Below are 22,743 nucleotides of genomic sequence, written 5' to 3' on the forward strand. Positions count from 1 at the left end.
TGATAATTTAGTCAAGAATTGGGGCATTTAAAACTTTAGTTTTTCGTTTTTATCCCAAAGCCCCCAGTAGGCACCTACATCACCTTCTGAGCCCACCTTCCAAGATTCATCAAATGATGAAAAATAGAACATCTCTATATCATCCTGTTCAGACCATTTTTGAGCGTTAATAAAATATTTTAAAGCATTTTCATGTGATGGCTGCGCCCCATGAAACAACTCGCCTACACTAGGCCAACCTGTTTCAGTAATTATTACCTTTTTACCGTTTGCTGCGCTTACTGCTTGATTGTACATGTCTTTCATATATAACAACGAGTATTCTAAACTACAGCCTTCCCAATAAGGATAACAATTGGCTAAAATAACATCACAAGCTTCTGTGATTTTTGGCCTGTGGGAAAACTCATAATAGGCATCTACATAACCCATAGGAATGTCTGGAATTTCCCTTTTGACCCGATGCATAAATCCTAGTAATTCGTCTTCTGTTAAATCTTTGCGGTACATAACTTCATTACCAACAGCAGCAATATCTACATAGCCTTCCTTAGCTAACTTAATAAGTCCAGAAATTTCCTTCTCATTTATTTCATCATCATTTCCTAACCAGGCACCTACCAAAGTTTTTATTCCGTATTCTTTTGCGATAATCGGAATTAACTCATTCCCTTCGGTACATGAAAATGATCTCACCCATTTTGTATAAGGTTTAATAATTTCCATACGCCTGCGGATTTGCGCTTCTGTAATTTGAGTGCCCGGTCCTTGTCCATCCTCATATGTACTGAAACATAATCCATGCATGCCATTTTCAAGTACTTTTTTGAACAATGATTTTAACTCTTCTGAAGTTTTATTAGCATGATCGATTCCTACTAAGGCCTTTATTTTTCCTGCTCTTACTGACATTCTCTTTTATATTATTTTATTTACTTCAATTTTATAATAGTAGAATTTATAATTTTCTATTAATCAATTCTATATTCCTTTTTAAACAACTTTTCTACAATTCGTTTTTAAAGTATACCGTGTTTTTATGATCGCCAAAAATAAACTTGGCAACTAGCTATAAAAACAACTATATTAATTAAAACATGCACTCAATTAACTCAAAATATTAGACAAATACTAGTTTTTGACGATTAAAATTTGAGCTTTTCATGTTTATCCCAAAGCCCCCAATAGGCACCTACATCACCTTCAGCTCCAACTTTCCAAGATTCATCAAAGGACGAAAAATAGAACATTTCTATATCATCTTTTGCTGACCATGCCTGTGCATTGATAAAATATTTCATAGCATTTTCGGCTGATGACACTGCGCCTCCCAAACTACCCCCTTCACTTGGCCAACCTGTTTCTGTAATAATAACTCTTTTGCCATTACCGGCAGCAGCAGCCTGACCATACATTTCTCTCATGTGGTTTAAGGCATATTCCTGTGGGCATCCTTCCCAATAAGGATAACAATTTGCTAAAATAACATCGCAAGCTTCGGTAATTCTCGGACGATGAGAAAATTCATAATACGCATCAACGTAACCTACGGGTATTCCCGGTAAAGCCTCCTTTACCCTGTTAATATAACCAATCAATTGATCTTCTGTTAATTCTTTACGATACATCACCTCATTACCAACAGCCGCCACATCAACACATCCTTCTTTAGCCAAAGTTATCAGTCCTTCTATTTCAGCTTCATTCATTTCAAGATCGTCTCCTAACCAAGCCCCAACTAGTGTTTTCATCCCTTGTTCATGCGCAATGCGCGGAATATGTTCATTCCCTTCAACACAAGAAAACGAACGCACCCAACTAGTATAAGGCTTTATGATTTTCATTCTTCTTCTCACTTGTTCTTCGGTAATGATATCTCCTGGCTTTTGGCCGTCTTCATACATACTAAAACATAAACCATGCATGCCGTTTTCGAGGGTTTCCCTCCAAAGTTCTTCTAATTTCTTTAATGATAATTTACTGAAATCAACTCCAGCATAATCTGAATAGTCTGCTTCGCTAAGCGAAAATTGACGTTCCTTTCTATATGACATTGTAATTTATTTTAATATTAATTTATAATTCTCCTCTACGATCTACTAATATTTGTTTTATTTCTGCAGCTCTTGTTTCATTAAGGCTGTATTTCCACATAATAACAATAGCTAAACCTGCAGTAACTGCTGGAATAACGATATCAGCAATACGAAGGTCTCTAATAGTTTCCGCGGTTTGAACAGCCGCATTGCCATCAAATCCCACCACTTTTAAAACCAAGCCTCCTAAAACTAAGGCTAAAGCCTGTCCTAATTTTACCATCCACCAGTAAATGGCCCCAAAGGTACCTTCTTTACGTGGCATTCCGTTTCTTAATTCGTCCAAATCACAGACATCGGCCGTCATGCTCATCATTAAAGTAAACAAACCTCCTAAACCAAAAGCCATAAATGGCACCGGTAAAAATATAAGCCAATGATAATCTGGATTAAATCCCCACCATTTTAAAATATAACCCAAAATAGAAATGGCTGTTGAAATCACAAAAGCATTACGTTTTCCCCAATTATTAGCCATCCAAGTCACAATAGGAATTACTCCAAAAGCTGTGATTACAGCGGTAATAGTTGAAAACCAAGCTGGCCAATTACCTGCAGCTCCAAAATCACCATTAAACATATAGTAAACAATAATAAAGTAACTAAAAGAGGCCACCAACTGGAATCCATTAAAAACTAAAAATGTGGCTCCGCAAAGTTTCATAAAAGGTTTGTTTTTAGAAACCTGCACAATGCCATCTAAAAGATCTTTTAAATTAGAAAACATGGTTTTAAAAGTAATTTTCTTTCTGTTTTCCATATGTGCAGAATCAATTCCTTTACAAAAAATGGCGGGTAATAGGCCTAAAATTAAACAAACCGCTCCCACAATTATAGAAAGTCGTCTGACACCAATAGCCTGTGTTTCAAAAAGATCCGGATTCGCTATAAGTACCCAAAACCAAGGCACTATCATCCAGGCAATTTGACCTATTGTTTGAGAAAACGCCATAATGCGCGTACGCTCGTTATAATCAGAGGTCATTTCGTAACCTAATCCAATTAAGGGCGTTGCAAACATGGTGTTTCCAACTAAGAATACCATAGACATGATTAGAAAATACCAAAAATTATAGTTTACTGAATCTTCGGGGTCTAATTGCCATAAAACAATAAAGAATATGCCACTTAAAATAGCGCCCACAAAAATATACGGTCTTCTGCGACCCCATCTTGATTTTGTATTGTCAGAAATAAAACCCATGATAGGATCTGTAATGGCGTCAAATATTCTAGGAAGACCGCCCAGCAACCCTGCTAAAAATGGATCCATGCCAAAGGCCGTTAACAAAAAGAACATAAAGATTCCTAGAGCGCCTGGTAATAAATTGAGAACTAAATGCCCTGCTCCAAAAGCCATTTTCTGACCTATAGGAACTATATCTTTGGGATTTGTTTTGTGATGTGCCATCTTATTTAGTTTATAGTTAGTTATTATTTAGATTTCTGTTTGTTATTGTTGCGGAATGATTATCGTTTGAATAGCCTGTCCGTTTATTTGCAAATCCTTTGTACTTTGCCCTAATTTAATACTCATGTTTTTTGATTCAGTATCCTGATTAAAAATCACAACAGCGATAGACCCATCAAGATTTTTAGCCGCAGTAAGCATTAAATGCTCATCTGAATTAGTAAAACCTATTCGTTCAGCTCCTGGTCTAATGAATTTACTGAAATGAGCCATGGTATAATAAATTGGCGTAAAGTATACCTCGTCAAGTTCCGGATCAACAATTACAGGCGCTAAACACCAATTTTTAAACCAGTTTGGCCCTCCTTGTTTATCAAGAACCATGTTCCAGTCAATCCAGCCATCAACCCAGTTATTTAAACACCCTATGATATCTCTTGCATATCGATTGACAGGCGCATATTTAGGATGCAGATACTTTTGGTCTTCTGGCGCCCAATCCCAGCCCCAATCTGTTGCTTCTTTAGACCAGTACCATTGGTCGTCCTGCCATTTAGGCACCTCAGAGTCCCCACATGCTTCCGTTTGTATTAAATATTTGTTCGGTACCTTTTCATGCGCATATTGTAATGACTCCGGAAAATAATCATAGGTACTGGCATACCAATGTATAGCCGTACCATCAAAATATTTTGAAGAGGCTTCATCTCTATACATCACATCGATCCATTCTTTTAACTCTTCGCCACGATTTTGATCATATCCCAGAATTTTAACATCATGACCCTCTGCTTTAAGTTTTGGCCCTAAGTGATTCTCAACAAAATTGGTCATTTCCTCTGCTGAAAAATGCATGCTCTCCCAGTTATTGTTGTTGCCTAAAGGCTCATTTTCAACTGTAAACCCCCAAATGTCAATACCTTCCGCTTTATATGCCTTTATATATTTTGAAAAGAATAAAGCCCAGGTATCATTGTATTCCGGTAATAGTTTACCGCCTCTCCAATCTTTGTTGTCTTTCATCCATGGTGGCGCTGTCCAGGGTGAAGACAAAATTTTAAAGCCATCTCTTGATATTGCCATGGCTTCTTTAATCATGGGAATAATATCATCACGATCTTCTTCAATTGAAAAGTTTGTTAACTCTAGATCACCTTCTACTGGTGCATAAGAATAATTGCTCAATGAAAAGTCACATGAATTCATGTGTGTACGTGTTAATGAATACTGTGCACCATCTTCTCCAAAATAAGCTTCTAAAATTTTTTCTCTGTTTTCTTTACTTAATTTATTTAAAAGGCTGGCTGAGGCTTCTGTGAATGAACCTCCAAATCCCGTAATGGTTTGAAAGGTTTCTTCCGGGATCAATGTAATTATAGCCGGATTATTACCAGAAACAAATGCTGTGATTTGTTTTAGTTTATTACCACTTGCAGACGTTTCATAAACATCAACAGACAATTTATTTTCGTTACAACTCATCATCATAAATACTAAAAAACTAACTATATAAAGTTTTAAATTTTTCATAATTTATTTTTCATAATTATTCTAATGCAGTGAAGGTATTTCACTCAATCTTGGTGGTACCAATACATCTTTCATTAGTTTTTTCTTATCACCATTATATGTTTTTTTTATGGCATTTCCGTTTCTTTTTAATCCATCAAAAACGCCATTATCAACCATATCCCATAAGGCATATTTTGCCTGTCCGTCTATAGTAAATAATCCGAAATGGTTTTCTGATCCTTTCTTATTATGATGATCTTTCCATTTTTCATTAAAGGCTTCAAAATAAAAACATGATATCCCAGCTTCATTGGTCCACTCTCTTAACAGTTTATGATACAACCCTTCCTTATATTCGTCAGTTGCCCTGGAACCTTTTGGGCCATAATGCCCATCTGAAATCGTTGCCCAACCAGTTTCCCCAATATGAATTGGCTTATTAACTCCTATACTTTTCATATAATTTGAAACACTATCGAATTGTTTCATAGCGAACTCTCTGGCACGAAGCATTGCCGCATCAATTTTTTCAATATCCGATAATTTGTCTTCTTCTTCAGGAACGCCCCAAAATTCGGGATTATAATGGGTATTATGATACGGATAGGTATGCATAGACACATAGTCTACAGCCGTCGCAAGGTTTTCTAAATCTGGCACATGGTAAAGGGAATCGCCTCCGCCCCAAGATGAAAAATCATCTGAACTTGTAATCCATAGGTCTTTTGAAAGTTTCCCTTTCCTTTTCAAGTCTTGCAAGTGATTCACCCATTTTAAAATAACATTAGGTTGCACAAAATAACTTGTAGCCCATTTTACCATCGCTTCATTCCCAACGGCAATAATCTTTACAATGTCTGGATATTTATTGGCTAAATCTACAGCTCTTTGAATCTCTGCTGCGTTGGCTTCACTTTCAACATCATGGTTTGGTTCTAAATCAGTCCATGCGTTTTGGCAATCAATCCAGGCGCCAAGCATCACATACATCTCAAAATTTGGGTCTTCTGCCTTTAATTCACTTATTGCTTTTAAAATATTAGGTGCTTGTTGTAGCTGCACGTTGTAGGTTCTTAATATTCTAATCCCCATAGCTGAAAGAATCTTCATGTCTTCTTTTAACTCCTTAATAGTTGGTTGCACATCTCTCGTATTTTGCCTGTAGCCTCCATAAGAAATTGCTAAATAGTCTGGATTACCTAAAATCTCAGCTGCCGTTTTTGACATAATGTTGGTTGGTTTATTAACACATGAAAATAATATAATAACGGCAAAAAGCGCCGTTATCACTTTACTCCTTTTTTTCATCATGTTATTATTAAATATTATTTGCAAAACTTATTGTTTGTAATTAATTCGTTTTTTTATTAATTCTTTTGGGTTGCCCCCTATTTGTAATTCAAATTCGCCCGCTTCCACAATCCATTTATTGTTTATTCCAACAAATTTAAAATCGTCTTTATCAATAGTCCATGATACTGTTTTTGATTCGCCAGGTTTCAGATTGATTTTCTCAAAACGAATGAGTCTTTTTGAATCTGGAGCTAAAGAGGCCCAAAGGTCTTTGGCATATAACTGAACCACTTCTTTCCCTTCCGCATTCCCTGTATTTTTTATATTTACTGCAATTTTAAGTTCTTGACTCCCCGTGATGGTATCCTTATCCATTTTAACATTTGAATACTTAAAAGTGGTATAGGAAAGACCGTGCCCAAATTCATATTGGGTATAGAACCCATTATAAGCCCATGTAATGTCTCTGATGTCTGCTTTTTTATGATAATACGTAAGCGCATTCCCTGAATATAGTGGGTACGTATAAGGTAACTTTCCACTTGGATTTATGTGTCCAAACAGCACATCTGAGATAGCTCTTCCGCCTTCTTCACCTGGTAAATAGGCCATCACGATCGCTTTGGAAAGTGGCTCAATATCTCTAATAATTCTTGGGCGACCTTGTACCATGACCAAAATAATTGGCTTATTATATACCGCTAGTTTTTTTACTAATTCTTGTTGAATTTCAGGCACTTCTAATTCATTAATATCTGAAGGTTTTTCAGTTGCCGGAATTTCCCCTATGCACACTACAATATAATCTGCTTTTTTAGCTTTAGAAGCCGCTGAAGAAGTATTAATGTCTTCTGTATAATCTGTGCCTTCAACAAACTCAACATTAGTGTCTCCAACTTCTTTTTTGATAGCGTCAAAAATACTTAGTTTGGTTGGGTCATTGTATTGCGTGTCTCTCCCTAAAAATGTTCTTGACCAGGCACCGTTTAAGATATTAGTTGAATGAGCGGCATACCCTGTAACTAATATTTTTTTACCCGGCTTTAAGGGTAAAATATTTTCGTCATTTTTAAGCAAAGTAATCGCTTCTGCAGCCGTATTATAATTCTCTGCAATATGCTTTTCACTTCCTAGATCTGGAAAATCTTCTGGATTGTTATAGGGTTTTTCAAATAAATTTAATTGAAATTTAAGTCTTAAAACCCTGGTTACTGCATCATTTATTCTATCTATTGAAATTTCATTGCTTTCAACCATTTCAACAATGTAATCCACAACATCAATGTCATAAGGATTCATTAAAACATCTACCCCTGCATTCACTGCCAATTTAGTTGCTTCTCTTTTATCACTGGTTATTTCATGAACTTCAGTTAAAAAATCAACATCACTAAAATCAGAGATCACAACCCCTTTAAAGCCCAATTCTCCTTTTAAAATATCTGTGATATAATACTTGTTTATATGACAGGGAATACTATTCACTGCATTAGAACTTATCATCACACTTGCCGCGCCTTCTTTAATAGCTCTTTCAAATGGCGGTAAAAAATACTGCCTTAAACTATTTTCCGGGATTAAAGCATTGGCTCTGTCTTTGCCATTTCTACCCGCACCATACCCTACAAAATGCTTTAAACAAACAGCACAGCTTTCAGGATTTGTAAGATCATCAGTTTGAGAGCCATTCATGTAAGCCAACCCCATTTCAGAGATTAAATAGGGGTCTTCTCCAAAGCTTTCGGCTATCCTGCCCCAAAGAGGGTTCATGGCTACATCAATATTTGGATTGAAATTCCATGGCAGAGAAGCTGCCCTTGATTCATAAGCTGTAATCTTGCCATTCATTCTTGAAAGTTCTATATTCCAGGTGGCTGCCAGCGCAATTTGTTGTGGAAAAAGTACAGACTCTTTTACATAATTAGCCCCATGAATATTATCAATACCATAGATTAAAGGAATCCCCAAACGCGTTTTTGTTAATGCAGAGTCCTGAATTTCTTTAACTATTTTATACCATTCTTTTGAACCAAGTAAATATCCAGGGGTATTATGAATAGACCCAACGGCATATTTAGTTATAAATTTATGAAACTTTTTAGGTGCAAAAACAGTACTATCACGCTCATCCCAATAATCCCCTTTTAGCAATGAAGGCAACCCAATATTTACCATTTGACTGACCTTTTCTTGTAGGGTCATTTTGGCAAGTAATTGTTCTACTTTTTCTTCAATTACCGTATCATGCTCATTTAATGAACTTAGCTCCTTTTCTTTTTTAGAACAACTCAATGATGACAAGATTATAAATAGTATTATGGTTACTCTCTGCATTCAGGTTTTTTACTAATTCTTAATAAAAACTGTTATTTGATTAATTTCTCCTGTTCTTTCAAAAACTTTTTTACTTGTTTTATTGTCTAAACTCAACCCTTTTAACTTTGTGGTTGGCCCTTGGTTGAAAACGACTTCTAATCCTTCATCATCTGATAATTTATAGATAACCGGAACTTGACAATAGGTAAAACAAAGCGATCCTTTTCCTAATTGAATGGACATATCTGCTTTATTTATGTTGGTGTATTTAAAGGTTTTTGGTTCATTTAAAAATTCATTCTTTCTTAATAATCGTGGATTAAAAGTTATTGAGCCATTGTTAACAAACACCCCCAATTCACCTATTCGGCTAAGGATATCTTCTTTTACCTGCCCTGTCATTCCTGGCTGTTGAGCGCCTTTTCCTGCCGGCGTATGTGAATACGGATCTGTAGGAACCGCACCATATAATTCTGGTGATTTATGAACCCCAATGCCCGCTTCTATTTCATAATAATGATCTAAAAGCTTTCCAGTAACAACTGCACTTTCATTAGTATTTAAAGCCAATAAACAGTTTTCCTGAACGGCTAATAATAACTTTGAAACCATGTGCCAGTAGATAGAGCCTAAGCCTTCATAACCATAAAATGTTCCTGAACGACCAGTAAATGATTTATGGTCAAAGATTTCTTCAAAAACTTCTAATAGAAACTTTCTTTCTTTTTCAACAAGAAATTTATAGGTTTCCTCTGGAAGGGCTTCCAAAGCTTCTTTCAAACTATTGGCATTGTGAAAACTTCCGCTGAAATGGTAGTTACCAAAAACATCTTTTTCAACAATTTGTGAATTGCCGGCTCCGATTAATTTCTTTAAAAGTTCTGATTTCTCAACTTTTGCAGATGGGATATTATTCTTTTTATCAAATCTTGGTAACTCCTTATTTGGATATAATATATAGCTGTATTGGTCTGGTCTGAATAGCGTACTAGATTTTAAGGCATCTAATAATTCTAAAGCTTCTTTTGGAGACAGATAACCGGAACTTAATGCTGCCACTTGCCCTTCTAGCATTTCAGCTAAATACGAAATAGAAACCTCATCATCTTGTATCGTCATAATATTATAGGCATGATATAGCTTATCCGCTCTTTTATTAGCTTCAATACTGTGATCTAAATAACTTAATGTTACAGATATAAAACTTAAAATATCGGATTTGCTGATATCCAATTTGTTCCCTGAAAATCCGTCTTCATAAATTTTTAACCTGTAATCACTTCCTGCCATACCCAATCCATCAAGAACTGATTTTCTATCTCTGTTTGAAACTTTCCCAGATAGAATATTTTTATGGGTATTAAGCGTATTGACCACTTCATTAAAAAATTGAACAAGTTCTTCAGAAACTTCAACATTTTCTACAGTTGCCTTCGATACTATGCCTTCAAAAAAGCTTAAAAATCTACGTAAATAATAGAGTGTCACCATAGAAACACCATTACCTACCAAGGCATTATTGGCATCATTCCATTCTGGGCGTTGCGTATTTAACCAAATACCGCCTTCTGGAATAAAATTTGACACTTTTGCTAAAACCGTTGCTAATAATTTCTCGATTAAATTGACTTTATAAATAAAAAATGTTTTGTCTCTTAGTAAAGACCCATCTGCTCCAAGTTCTGTTTTTTTCTTTAAAATTTCTTCGTTTAAGTGATGGTCAAAATCAATCGTGTCTTTTGGATTAAGAAGCGTGTCCTGATAGCTCTTTATTTTATAAGGTACATTGGCATAAACAAACAAATCTTGGTTAAAATGATTTTCTAGCCTATTTGGATAATGATTTTCAATAAACTCCAAAAACTTTAATAAATAAATGATTTGGTGATCTCCCCAATAGCCTATATATGACCATGGATCATCTTCTTCAATCACTTCCCAGTCAAATCCGCCTTTTGTAACCCTATATGGATTATAGCCTTCAAATGTAGTCGCATTCAAAAACTTGTGAATCATACTCTCAATAAATTCAGGATACGAGTGTGCCAATGCTTCCCAGTTCTGGAAAATGTCACGCCAGTTACCTTCATAGTCTAAAATTTTAGACCCATCTATTTCGCTTCTTGTATTAATTGAGAACTTATTCCAAGGTCTGCTGGGATCCCCGTGTCTTCTGCTGAATTTTAAAGGCAAGTATTCAAAACAAAGCCGCTTAAAGTTCTTGTCTTCATCTTGTTCTGCCAAATATTTAATGAATTTTAAATCAAAGCTTTCAGGCAATCCTTGCAGTTTTTCCTCTTTTTTCTTGAAAACTTTTTTGTTGGCATTTGACATATACTTAATAAAATCTCCCTTTTCAATGTTGTAGTCATCATCAAAAATTCCACCACGCATGATATTAAAAAGCGTGTTGGCAAAATGCCTTGTATTAGTTAAAGAATCCGCCGTTAATTGCAACCCATCTGAAGCACCCGTCAACTTAATTAAATTAGCTGTCCCCTTATCAATATCCTCCTGAACCAATTTTGTTAAATTAGAGTTACTTTTAATTAAATTTGAGATATAATTAACCCCTGTAATTGATTGGTTTACATTAGCAATTGTCATCCAAGCCTTTTCTGACGCTGGTTGTATATTTAATTTTGTACAAGTAAAGTAGGCCCCCTTTTCAGCCTTTATATCAACTTCCTGTTGCACTGTTTTTCCTTGACGGAAAGCATTAAGTTGTAAAGAAGACAATAAATAGGTTGGATTTTCAAGACCTAAAGACCATACAACATTAGCCTTTAAAGCCTCGCTAGGTTCTGCTTTATCCACAATAAAGGCACTCAAGGCAAAAATCCCTATGCCAGAATCAGTTTCTAATTCACATTTTTTGTAGGCATCCACCAAATTACTACTGGCATTTTGTAAGGCCGAGTTAACGCCGGAAGGTAAAATGTTTTGTAGCCCATCTAAAATCGTTACACTTGTTGGCGACGAACTGTTGTTCAAAAGGGTCGACTTTTTTACAAAGCCAAAAGAATCGCTAGAATTCCATTGGTATCTAAAGGTTAATTTTAAATCATGATTGGTTTCTTCAAACACCACTTTATTGCCAAATATGCTTTTATATAAATTTCTGGTAATATTATATAAGCCTTGATACCTCATTGAAAAAGGTTCCCATAAAATTGTTTTATCGCCCTTATGAATTTGAAGGATAGTTTTACTGCCAGTCATTTCAGCCGATTCCGTAATTTTATCATCGGTATAATAAGGAAATAAGGCAGATTCAGAATCCTTTCTTCCTGCCGATAACCCACCATTGCTTGAAATAAACATCCAGTGATTTGAGTCACTCACAATACTCATAAAGAAAGGACGCATGGCATTACTGTTGGAGATTTTATAAAACATTTCATTTTCAAAACTCACAACTTCTCCTGTTATTTTTTCCATGTTTATAGAAGCCTTATTTTCTCCTATATATATTTCACTATGCTTCATTAATTTTATTTTTAATTTTTTATTTAACTATAAATGGAATGTTTGCAGTTGCTGAATGACCAAATCCGTCATCCGCATAAACAAACAAGCGATACTGCCCCGGCGCTGGAGCTATAAATTTCAATACGCCATTTTGATTATTAATTTCTAAAACATCAACTTTTTCAGGTCTTGTTTCTTTGTCGCCCCCATCTTTTAAATCGGTGCTTTCCGGCAAGACTTCCCAAGCATAATTAATGGGGTCATGATCAATATCCTCAATTTTAAGAACCGCATTAAGTTCATCACCCGATTTTATATCGAGGCTATCATAAGCCGTCTTGTCATTCAATGTAAATGATACTATTTGCGGTGTTTTATTTTGAGGCCATGAATCATTCCAAATATAATGCATCACTTCAACTGATTCAGTTTCATTTCCATTCTCTAAAAATACCCCATACCAGGTAGGCGTTCTTTCTTGTTTTTGACCCCACAAAAACACATAAGACCCAAGACATTGCGTAGTGTCCGGTTCTATCGCCGTTTGATACCTCTTTAGGTAATTAGCGGCCTTTATAGTACTATTCTCTTCAATTGGAACACCCCATGATGTTTTTGGAACTTCCCAATGCCCAGTAGCTCCCCATTCTGAAACGATATAAGGACCTGTCCAATCACAATCCTTTAAATATTTTGGTAAATTCACTATGGCACCATATAATTGAACCGACAAAATATCAACATCTGGACATCTTTCTTTAATTAGGTTTATTTCCTTAAGTGAAATCCCAGCAAGTGTGGTGGTCGTTAAATGATTAGGGTCAATTTCATGAATCATTTTAGAAATGTCATTTACAGCATCCCAGACTTTTGGATTTGTTGCCCGCAAATTTAACTCATTCCCGATAGCCCAAATTAATAAAGCCGGGTGGTCTTTCAACCCTAATACTTCCCTTTTTATTCTTTGCTTTTGTTCTTTTACAGCCGCTTCATCGTCATAATCAAATCCATGTCTCTCTCTAGCCACCTCTATCCCCATGGTTACCATTAAACCGTTTTTTTCAGCAGCATCTAAAACTTCTTTCCCAGATTGCAATCCGTTTTCAGTTCGCCAAGTTCTGAATGAATTCGCTTTGTGTTTAGCTAGTGAAGTAATCTCTCCAAACTCCAATCCAGCACCTTTTATATAAAATGGTTCCTTATTTACCAATAATTGGTATTTCCCATTTACGTGGGTCAATTCAACCTTTGAAGGTATTCTTGTTTCTTGCATTTCCAATTCGGCTTTCGCCATGTTTTTATCCTCTCTATTCTCTTTACATCCAACAATAAAAAGCAAAATTAAGTATGTTATTAAATACCTTTTCATTCGTTTTATTAGTTTCTAACAAATTCATTTTCGATCTGTTCTAATGATTTTCCTTTAGTTTCAGGCAATATTTTCAATAATACGAAAAACCCGATAAAGGCGATAGCGCCAAACAAGAAAAAGCTCATGGCATTCCCCAGATTAGATAGTTCCCAAGGGAAAATTAATTGAACTACTGAACTGATAAACGAATTTATAAAGGCAATAACCCCAATGGCTAATCCTCTGTATTTAATTGGATATAATTCTGATAAAAGCACCCACATGACTGGTCCTAAGGAAAATGCAAAACAAGCAATAAAACCTAAAATACCAATCAGCACTAATGTAGCATTCATGCTTGTAGCTGCTTCTAAAATAGCGCCATCATTCTTACTGTAAATTTGATTTCCTAATGCCAATTTCATGGCATTTTTAAAATCTATGTCATTCTCAAAAACCTGATTAGCATAAGGCTGCAATTTATTTGCATCAGAAAACTCAAAACTATTGATCTCTTCAGAAGTTAATTCATATTTTGCCTGTTTAAAGCCATAAGCGCACAATAATAAACTTAAGGCAATTCCTGCTGTACCAATTAACAATAAAGGTCTTCGTCCCGTTCTATCAATTAAATACATAGCAACAAAAGTGAAAATTACTGTGATGGTACTTAATAAAACGCCTGAAGAAAATGAAGCATCTGTTCCAATTCCTGTCTGTTTAAAAATGGACGTTGCATAAAAATAAACTGCATTAATACCCGTAATTTGCTGAAGAATCCCTACAACCAGGCCTACCACTAAAATAAAACGCAACGAGCGTTTTAATAAATCCTTAATAGCAACTTTTGACAGGTTTTTTTCGGCATTAATATTATGCTCAATTGATACGATTTCTTCCTCAGCTTTAACTTCTCCGTGAATCGCTCTAAGTACCTTTTTCGCCTCTTCAAATTTATTTTTTAAATACAGCCAACGTGGGCTTCTGGGAACAAAAAATAAAGCGAAGAAATACAATAAGGCCGGAATTAACTCCACTCCCAACATCCATCGCCATACATTTTCATCATTTAAAAAAGTGCTTTCTGGTGTATTGTATTTATTAAAAAAATAATTGCTCAAAAATGCTGCAAAAAAGCCTAGAACAATGTTTAATTGTTGGATAGAGACTAATTTACCCCTGTTTTCTGGTGTACTTACCTCAGCAATATACATTGGAGCCAGTATCAGTGCAGCTCCAAAAGCCAATCCACCAATCATTCTCGCAATGTAAAGCATTTCATAAGAAATGGCATATGCGGAAAATAATGCTGACACCGCATAAAGAAAAGCCACAATCAACAGTATTTTTTTTCTACCTATAATATCACTTAATCTCCCCGAAAATAACATCGCTAACATGGCAGCGAATGAAGGTGAACTTACTACCCAGCCCACTTGTCCTTCTGTTAAATCAAATTCTGGACCAGCGTAAGACATGACCCCAGAAATAATACCCGCATCAAATCCGAATAAAAATCCTCCTAAAGAGACGACAAATGCAATAAGCACTAATTTTTTAGACATGGTAAATTCTGATTTACATTATGGTTTAGTTAAAATGATTGTTTGTATGGCATGCGGCCAAGTATTTAAATAGGCTGTTTTTGAATCTAAGGTTATGGAATATTCAAATGCCTTATCACTGGGATTCATTGCTATAATTACAATACTGTCATCCTTATTTTGAAATGCCGTAGTAAGTAAGTTATTTGAAGATGAAGCACTCGCTATTCGTTTCGCCCCAGGACGAATATATTTTGAAAAATGCCCCATATAATAATAAGAATTAGTAAAAGTAAGCGCGCCTGTTTGTGTATCTCCATGAACCGGAGCAAAGCATAAATTGCCAACATGATTTGGTCCTCCTGTTTGGTCTAAAAGAATATTCCAATCCGTCCAGGCAACAACTCCGTTATTAAAATCATTGATCATTGATTTTCCATAACGCTCAGCCAATTTTGGATCTTTATTCTCTATTCTAATAAGCTCATATTTCTCATTACAGCCTTCAGTAAAAATTAAATTTTTATCCGGATAGGTTTCTTGGACTCGTTTTACAGCATCAAACATAGGCACCCCATCTTTCCAATCTTCATACCAATGAAAACCTGTTCCCCAAACATATTTTGAGGCGTCCGGGTCATTTAAAATGACGTTGGCCCTTTGAAATAACAAATCTCTATTATGATCCCAAACAATAATATTTTTATCACCCAGACCTTCCTTTTCTAAAGTTGGTCCTAAATAATTTTTTAGAAAATCTCGTTCCTCTTCAGCTGAATAAATACAAGATTCCCAACGTTGTACCGCCATAGGTTCATTTTGAATGGTAAGTCCCCATATTGGAATTCCTTCCTTTTCATAAGCCTTAATAAACTTAGCGTAATAATTGGCCCAAGATTGATAATAGTCAGGAGCCAGTTTGCCGCCTTGAAGCATATCATTATTAGTCTTCATAAAAGCTGGTGGACTCCAAGGGCTCACATACATTGTTAAATGATTACCTGCTGCTTCAATGGCTTTTTTTATAAATGGAATTCTAAATGTTTTGTCATGATCTATATTAAATGTCTTTAATTCTGAATCTCCTTCTTCGATATAAGTATAACTTCCGCTTGAAAAATCACAGCTGTGTATATGTGTTCTTGCTAAAGTATATCCTATTCCCCTCTCTTGATTAAAATAAGCTTCCATAAAAAGATCTTGATTTTCTTGAGGAAGTTTATAAAATGTCTCCGCAGAGGCATCCGTTAAAGCTGCTCCAATTCCCAAAAAAGTTTGAAATTGTTTGCTCGGATCGACATTGATTGCCACCTCTGTTTCTTTTGGTTGTTGAAATTCTTGAAACACAAGTGAACCCGTTAATTTTAGTTTTAATTCAGAATTATGGGCTGTTGTGAAAACTTCACTTTTCATATCAACTACATTTATATACGCAGAGGTTTCAGCTGGTTGGTCATTAACTGTTTCCATCGTTTTCTGTTTACAATTAGTTAACAAAAGCATTGTTAAAAACAATACTTTTGTTAAACTTGATAAAACATTAGTCTTTATGGACCTCATATAATTTAAGTTTAGTTTGCTAATGTAAATGAATAATAAAGGAGTTTGAAACATATAAACTCATCAAAAACATCAACTAAAAGAATAATAAAAAAGGAGCAGTCATTTATTTAAAAAACTACTCCTTAAAGTTATTATTTATATACTCTTACATAATCAACCAACATGGTTTGAGGAAATACAGAACTTGCATCTGGAAAACCAGAAAAAGAACCTCCAACAGCTAGATTTAAAATCATATAAAATGGATTTTCATTGAAGACCCATTGATTCCATGTTCTGTTTATACCAAAGCATTCCGATTCTGATAGTCCTTCACAGATATTCTCTGGCGGGTTACCTGTAGGTAAATCATTAGGGGTTATTTGATTGTATAACACATCATCAACATAATAATTGATGTAGTCTGGTCCCCATTCTACACCAAACACATGAAATTCAGTATCAAAACGACCTGAAGGCAATTCATAAGTTTTTGTAATTGGGTTACTTCCTGAATAACCAGGACCATGAACTGTACCATGTGTTATTGTAGGTTCACTTCCTTTATTTTCCATGATGTCAATTTCACCTATTTCGGGCCATACATCTCCTCCGGCAATGTCATCACCTAACATCCAAAACGCAGGCCATAAACCTTTACTCCAGGGTAATTTGATACGCGCTTCAAAACGTCCATATTTTTGTTTAAACAAACCTTTTGTTGTTATGCGACCTGATGTATAACCAGAACCCATAAAAGACTCCTGCTTGGCAATAATTTTCAACATCCCATTTTCAACAACAACATTATCTGCTCTATCTGTATAATACTGCAATTCCTGATTGCCCCATCCAGGAATACCTTCGGCGGCTCCGTTACCAATAACATATGCCCATTTGGTAGGATCTAGAGCTCCATCTGCATCAAACTCATCACTCCAAACAAGATTGGTTAAAGTCGTTACTGTTTGTATCTCATCTTTATTACAACTAGTTAACCCTAAAAAGGTCATGCAGACAAAAGCTATCATAGCCAATCTACTTTTGCTAATCCAACTGAATCTAGTATATCTATTTAAATATTTCATTTTTTATCTAATTTTAATTATGCTTGACTTAATTATTCTTTTGAGAAAAATATATTATCCACTGATAAGTTTTTTATGTTACCACCAGTATCAAACAATATTATCCCAAGTGCATTTCTTTGTAAACCAGGAAAACTGGATAATGGTATTTTAAGTGACACCCACTGATTACTTGCTAAGCTACTAGCAGGGACGGTAAATGAATGACCTGTTTGACCATTATTAACATTGTTTATTAATTCAATTCTAATAAAATCAGATGGACTTAAAGCTTCATTGACCCTGAAATCAATATTAAAATGTGTCATTTGAGTAGCGTCAATAGGAGCAACTCCTGGGCCCCCATACCTTCCATAAAACTCAATTCCAACAAAGTTTAGTAATGTATAATCTATAATGTTATTACCATCTTCAATAGTTGCACCCCCTAAAGTGGTTTGAAAAGGTTCATAAAACCCATTATAACCATCAACAGGCACATTTGCGTAAAAATCACTAAAAATTGAAATAATTCTTGCATCAGGAAAAGATTGTACATTAACAGCTCCCTTAACTAAAACACCATCTAAAGTAGCGGTGATTTCCGCAGTACCTGTTGTTTTCACAGTAACTAAGCCTTCTTCTGAAACTGAAGCTACGCTAGGGTTTGATGATGAGAATGAAAAATAATTAGGTGTAGTTATTACCGTTACATCCTGACCATTTGACAAATTATAAGTACCAGTAAAACCAGATATATTTAAAGTTTGTCCAGGAACTGAAATGAAGTCAGCTGTTGAACCTCCTAGCATTGTTGGTCTTGATTGACCTATATTACTAAGGTTTTCAAATTTAAGTTCGTCTATCCAAAAAGTGTATCCCATACCAGCAGTACTAGCTGATCCAGCCGCAAACAGAAACATTCCTTTTTCTTGAACTAATTTAGAAGGATCAGGAATTGGAATCGTATATTTTCTCCAATCTGTAGATAGTTGAATATTTCTTATCGCTACTGCATACTTGTCTTCTACAACACCTATCGGAAAATCATCCCCAAAAGCTGTCCCAAAACCTGCCTCGCCAATTGTTGCTGTGGTAGAGCCCTTTGCCCAAAAAGTAAGGGCATTATAACCGGTTAAATTTCTTCCCTCTCCTCGGTCTCTAAAAATACCACCTATATAGCCTCCGGCAGGATCCGTTTCAGCAGGAACATCAATTCTTATTGATGATTTTCCCTTATAAGCCACATTATCATCCACACCAAATCCGTCTACGTTAGCTCCAGTTGCAGGATCAAATGATACAAAGAATTGATCTGTAAGTCCAACAGGCGCATCAGTAAATATTTCGGCACTATTATTAAATGTTGCTGGAACAACATCATTAGAAAGGTCTCTTTCACAACTTAGCATGGTCAATAAAAGTATTGCAGCTGAAAAGACCATTTTTGTTGTTATATTTTTTATTGTTTTCATAGTTTTTTTATTTTCCTAAGTTAATATGAATGTAAGTCATTATTTCCCATTCAGAACCATTAGGAAATCCGACCGCACTAATTATTTGTTGAGGGGGAAATGTGTCCTCGGTGGTTGCATTTGGAGTATATCTTGGCGAAAATTGATTTAATGATCTCCAAGTACCACGTATTCCTATTTGAGTACTAGGTAGAATAAACCAATCTGGTTTGCTAATAGTACTAGATATGTCTAACATCAATTGCAATGGGAACGTTAAGTTGAAATCTCTATGATAATCAAAAGGACCCCAATCATTAACTTTTACATGAGCATTTACTTTCATTTTCTTATAAATCGATCTAACGTCAGCTCCAAATCTTGTAATCGTTCTGTCAGAGTCTCCATTTGATTGACCGTTACCATAATAGAAGTTTCCTATAATTCCAAAGTCACGACCAAGTTTTGAAACCATTCTTGAATGTACTTCCCATAAATTTTGAGCTGGCACAGATTCTCCAAAAGCAAAGAATTGACGATTAGCAAGGAATCCAATATGAGCATCCATGGTTGTTGGTTGTCTGCGGAAAACAAATCCAGCATTCATAGCAAATTTTGCGTCTTCAGCTCTATCATTATCCCATGAATACATCCAAGTACCAGGTGTCGGGTCATAGGTAAATAAAATTTCACCAGCAGTCGTTTCTCTATTACCATTTCTGACCGCGAAAGGATCGTCAATTACGTTTCTTAATCTACCAGGTGCATCTCCACCGTTTGGCATAGGATCAACTAAAGGTTGTTGATACATAAAATTAGGGGCTATTTGAATATCTCCAATAGAATATGTAAACCCTGTTAAAAAGTTTGCCATATTTCCACTACCACTATCCTTTAATTTCCAGCCTGTAAAAGTCTGAGTTTGATCAAAACCACCATTGGCAACTAGTCCCATTACAGAACCTTGAGCATACCAGTTAAACTTGCCTCCTGAGTAAGTGATTTTTCCTTTACCTCCCCAATTATCACTAGATTTAATTTTGTCTACTACAACATTTCCATTGTCATCTATATCTTGGTAAGAAATTCCATTTAAAGGACGTCCTCCCCAAATTCCTCCTACTGATAACCCTACTTTTCCGAACTCACTTTCAAAAACAAGAGTCGCTCTTTCTGTTGGCCACGCTGGAATTACACCACTTCGAACTTGATCCGCGTTTAATACACGTCTCCCATTTGCATCTAAAGGCACATCTTTACCTCCTCCAAAGAAAAGCACAGAATTTAGTGACTCATCAAAATCTTTGTGATATATACCTGTTACATCCCAATGCCCTAATTTCTTTCTATATTTTAACAACATGGCTGGGTTAGCTCCCCACCATAATTGAGGTCCTATGGCGGCCTTTAATCCTGCTAATGAGCCTTTACCGTCAATTTCCATCCCTAAAATTTCACCATTATAGATGTCTAAATTAGGACCGTAGTTTGATTCAGGATATAAACTAAAGAAATCTCCTTCATAACCCCAGTGATAATGACCCGTTCTATAGAATCCTCTGAAATCAAATTTCTTAGTATTCCATTCAAACTCTGCTTGATAAACACGAACTCTATTATTATCATTTAAAATAAGGTCTTCTCCTGTAGATCCTTGAACAGATACAGGTCTGGAAACATTTTCATAAAATATTTCATTAATTGGATTTGCAGCTACATTTCCTACAATATTGAAATTTACGTTCGCTCTCATGCTAGCTGTAGGTTTTGCTTCAACCCCAATAAAATAAGATTGCATATGATCAAATCCGGTTCTACTAGGAAAGCTATTTGGCTCATCAGGGTCAACTAATGTAGGAGTGGTTAATAAAGAACCTCCAGTATTGAACGTGCTAAATCTAGCACTGAATTCACTAAGTCTTAACTTTTCTGTATCTCCACCACCTAAGGCAGCTTTGTCTCCACGTGCCCTTAACACGGCATCCATTAAATTCACTTTCTTGAAGAAATTATCTACAAACTCGGCATCAACACCTTCTGCATATACATCAAGACTATGTACGTCTTTTAAAGCGTAATAGGAAGCTCTAGGATATAATGTATATAAGCCTCTTTCGTTAGTTGGTCCCTTTGCACAGATACCAAACCATTCTTCATTCATGTTGTTAGCACCTGGATATGCCATATCAATAGTGTATCCACCTGCATTCCAGGTAGATTCAGTTTGGTGCGTATCGGCATCTTTTCTGTCATCAAATCCGGCTTTCCACCAGCCATCAGAAAATTGAAAAGTAAAACCTCCAATGGAATTGCCCGCTTTTCCTAAACCTGCCGCATTTTGGTAAATTTCTTTCCAGTTTTCTACATTGTAATAAGCTTGCATTTTTTGATCTTCGGCGTTCTCAATGGCGTTGTAAGCATCTGAACCAAACTCGGTAAACATGATAGGCAAGTTAAGTTTATCTTTAACTACTTGAAACATATCTCCAAAAGACACGCCCCTATAGGCATTTGTACCATATATATCTATGTCTTTACATTCTTCGGCAATGATATCTATAAATAAAACATCTCCATTACAAATAGCAACAGGGTGATTTGAATCTATAGCTTTCATAGCTTTACTTGCTTCGTTCATTAATTTATACATAGGCCTACCTCTAAGTTCTCCAACAGCGTTTATCTTTTCTTGACCTTCAGGGAAATCTTCTGTTTCAGCTCCTTGCCAAAACAGGCCATAATTATTTTCATTACCAATTAAGTACAATAAAATACCTGGTACATTCTTGTACTCGGTCACCATATTTGTTATTTCTGACATTAATAACTCTTTTGTACGAGGATCTTTATAATCAGTAATTGGAGTCCATACTCCATCAATAGTTAAACCATATCTTCCAAAAGAGTCGTTTAGCATGGTATAAATACCATACCTCTCATAAATATATTTAACCCATTTAGCGGGAACACCAGTATATTGACGTATTACATTTACATTCATGTTCTGTAAAAGTGCCATTTCAGCATCTAGTCCTGCTTTAATAATGTCGTCTGTCTTTTCATAGAATTTAGCATCTACTACATTGGTGCCAATTGGAACATAATCCCAATTCATACCGTTAATCATAAAATCCTTCCCATTGACTACTAATTTCATCCCTTTATCATCCTTTACAACCTTCACTTTGTCCGCCTGAGCAAACGCAGTCATTGTAAACAAGAAAAGTACTAATCCTAGAAAATTGTTTTTCATAATTCTATTTGATTTTTAGTTAACCATTACAAACATTCTCAAATCCTTTGTAATCAATTTTTGAATATAAAGAATATTTGGCCATTAATAAGAGTCGCTTCAACTCTCATTTTGTATAAATTTAAAGATAAAATATAATATTATCAACTTTACTTAAAACGCCTCAACAAAAAACATACATCTTACAAAACCAACTGAGTATTAACGAAATATTAACAATAGCAACGCTTTATTGGTAATTCTTCTTTTTTGAATTAATAAAAGAATATGATATGTTGTGGTAATGTATGGGAAATAGACCTATGTGTTGTGGCCTATATTTTAACAATAAAATCTGTGTCTTATTATTATTGCGTTCAATACGGTTCTATCGGATGAATTAATTATAGAATTTAACGGTCATTCTGAAATCCTAATAAATCTATTTTAAGGC

13 protein-coding genes are annotated in these 22,743 nt (G+C 35.3%); all 13 read right to left on the minus strand.

Going from position 1 to position 22,743, the window contains the following annotated elements; genetic code table 11:
• Positions 1-27 precede the first annotated feature (27 nt).
• The 13 genes from V8G56_RS00780 to V8G56_RS00840 all read right to left on the minus strand — a co-directional run bounded on the left by V8G56_RS00780 (position 28) and on the right by V8G56_RS00840 (position 22,310).
• Positions 28-912: a glycoside hydrolase family 17 protein gene (locus V8G56_RS00780; protein ID WP_395436533.1), complete on the minus strand. Its 885-nt coding sequence runs from the start codon at positions 910-912 to the stop codon at positions 28-30.
• 233 nt (positions 913-1,145) lie between these two features.
• A complete protein-coding gene (locus tag V8G56_RS00785) occupies positions 1,146-2,054 on the minus strand; it encodes a glycoside hydrolase family 17 protein (RefSeq protein ID WP_395436534.1) in 909 nt (302 codons plus the stop codon).
• A gap of 22 nt (positions 2,055-2,076) precedes the next feature.
• On the minus strand, positions 2,077-3,507 hold the full coding sequence (locus V8G56_RS00790) for an MFS transporter (protein WP_395436535.1): 1,431 nt from the start codon (positions 3,505-3,507) through the stop codon (positions 2,077-2,079).
• Between the two features lie 42 nt (positions 3,508-3,549).
• Positions 3,550-5,037, minus strand: coding sequence for a glycoside hydrolase family 30 protein (locus tag V8G56_RS00795; RefSeq protein WP_395436536.1), 1,488 nt, complete (start codon positions 5,035-5,037; stop codon positions 3,550-3,552).
• Between the two features lie 21 nt (positions 5,038-5,058).
• Complete coding sequence (locus tag V8G56_RS00800; protein WP_395436537.1) at positions 5,059-6,246, minus strand: glycosyl hydrolase family 17 protein; 1,188 nt, start codon at positions 6,244-6,246, stop codon at positions 5,059-5,061.
• Between the two features lie 111 nt (positions 6,247-6,357).
• Positions 6,358-8,646 (minus strand): glycoside hydrolase family 3 N-terminal domain-containing protein, encoded by a 2,289-nt coding sequence (locus V8G56_RS00805; RefSeq protein ID WP_395436539.1) that lies wholly within the window; start codon positions 8,644-8,646, stop codon positions 6,358-6,360.
• Positions 8,647-8,658: 12 nt separating this feature from the next.
• Positions 8,659-12,117, minus strand: coding sequence for a hypothetical protein (locus tag V8G56_RS00810; RefSeq protein WP_395436540.1), 3,459 nt, complete (start codon positions 12,115-12,117; stop codon positions 8,659-8,661).
• A gap of 19 nt (positions 12,118-12,136) precedes the next feature.
• Entirely contained in the window at positions 12,137-13,468 is a 1,332-nt protein-coding gene (locus tag V8G56_RS00815) for a glycoside hydrolase family 2 TIM barrel-domain containing protein (protein ID WP_395436541.1), read from the minus strand.
• Between the two features lie 8 nt (positions 13,469-13,476).
• Entirely contained in the window at positions 13,477-15,015 is a 1,539-nt protein-coding gene (locus V8G56_RS00820; RefSeq protein ID WP_395436542.1) for a sugar porter family MFS transporter, read from the minus strand.
• An 18-nt stretch (positions 15,016-15,033) separates the two neighbouring features.
• Complete coding sequence (locus V8G56_RS00825; RefSeq protein ID WP_395436543.1) at positions 15,034-16,554, minus strand: glycoside hydrolase family 30 protein; 1,521 nt, start codon at positions 16,552-16,554, stop codon at positions 15,034-15,036.
• A gap of 134 nt (positions 16,555-16,688) precedes the next feature.
• On the minus strand, positions 16,689-17,624 hold the full coding sequence (locus V8G56_RS00830) for a glycoside hydrolase family 16 protein (protein WP_395436544.1): 936 nt from the start codon (positions 17,622-17,624) through the stop codon (positions 16,689-16,691).
• Between the two features lie 32 nt (positions 17,625-17,656).
• The gene (locus tag V8G56_RS00835; RefSeq protein ID WP_395436545.1) at positions 17,657-19,078 is read right to left on the minus strand and encodes an Ig-like domain-containing protein; all 1,422 of its coding nucleotides are present in this window, start codon (positions 19,076-19,078) and stop codon (positions 17,657-17,659) included.
• A gap of 7 nt (positions 19,079-19,085) precedes the next feature.
• Entirely contained in the window at positions 19,086-22,310 is a 3,225-nt protein-coding gene (locus tag V8G56_RS00840; protein ID WP_395436547.1) for a glycoside hydrolase family 2 TIM barrel-domain containing protein, read from the minus strand.
• Between the last annotated feature and the right edge of the window lie 433 nt (positions 22,311-22,743).

Origin of the sequence: Gaetbulibacter aquiaggeris, assembly GCF_044003965.1 — a bacterium.
Classification (GTDB): Bacteria; Bacteroidota; Bacteroidia; order Flavobacteriales; family Flavobacteriaceae; genus Yeosuana; species Yeosuana aquiaggeris.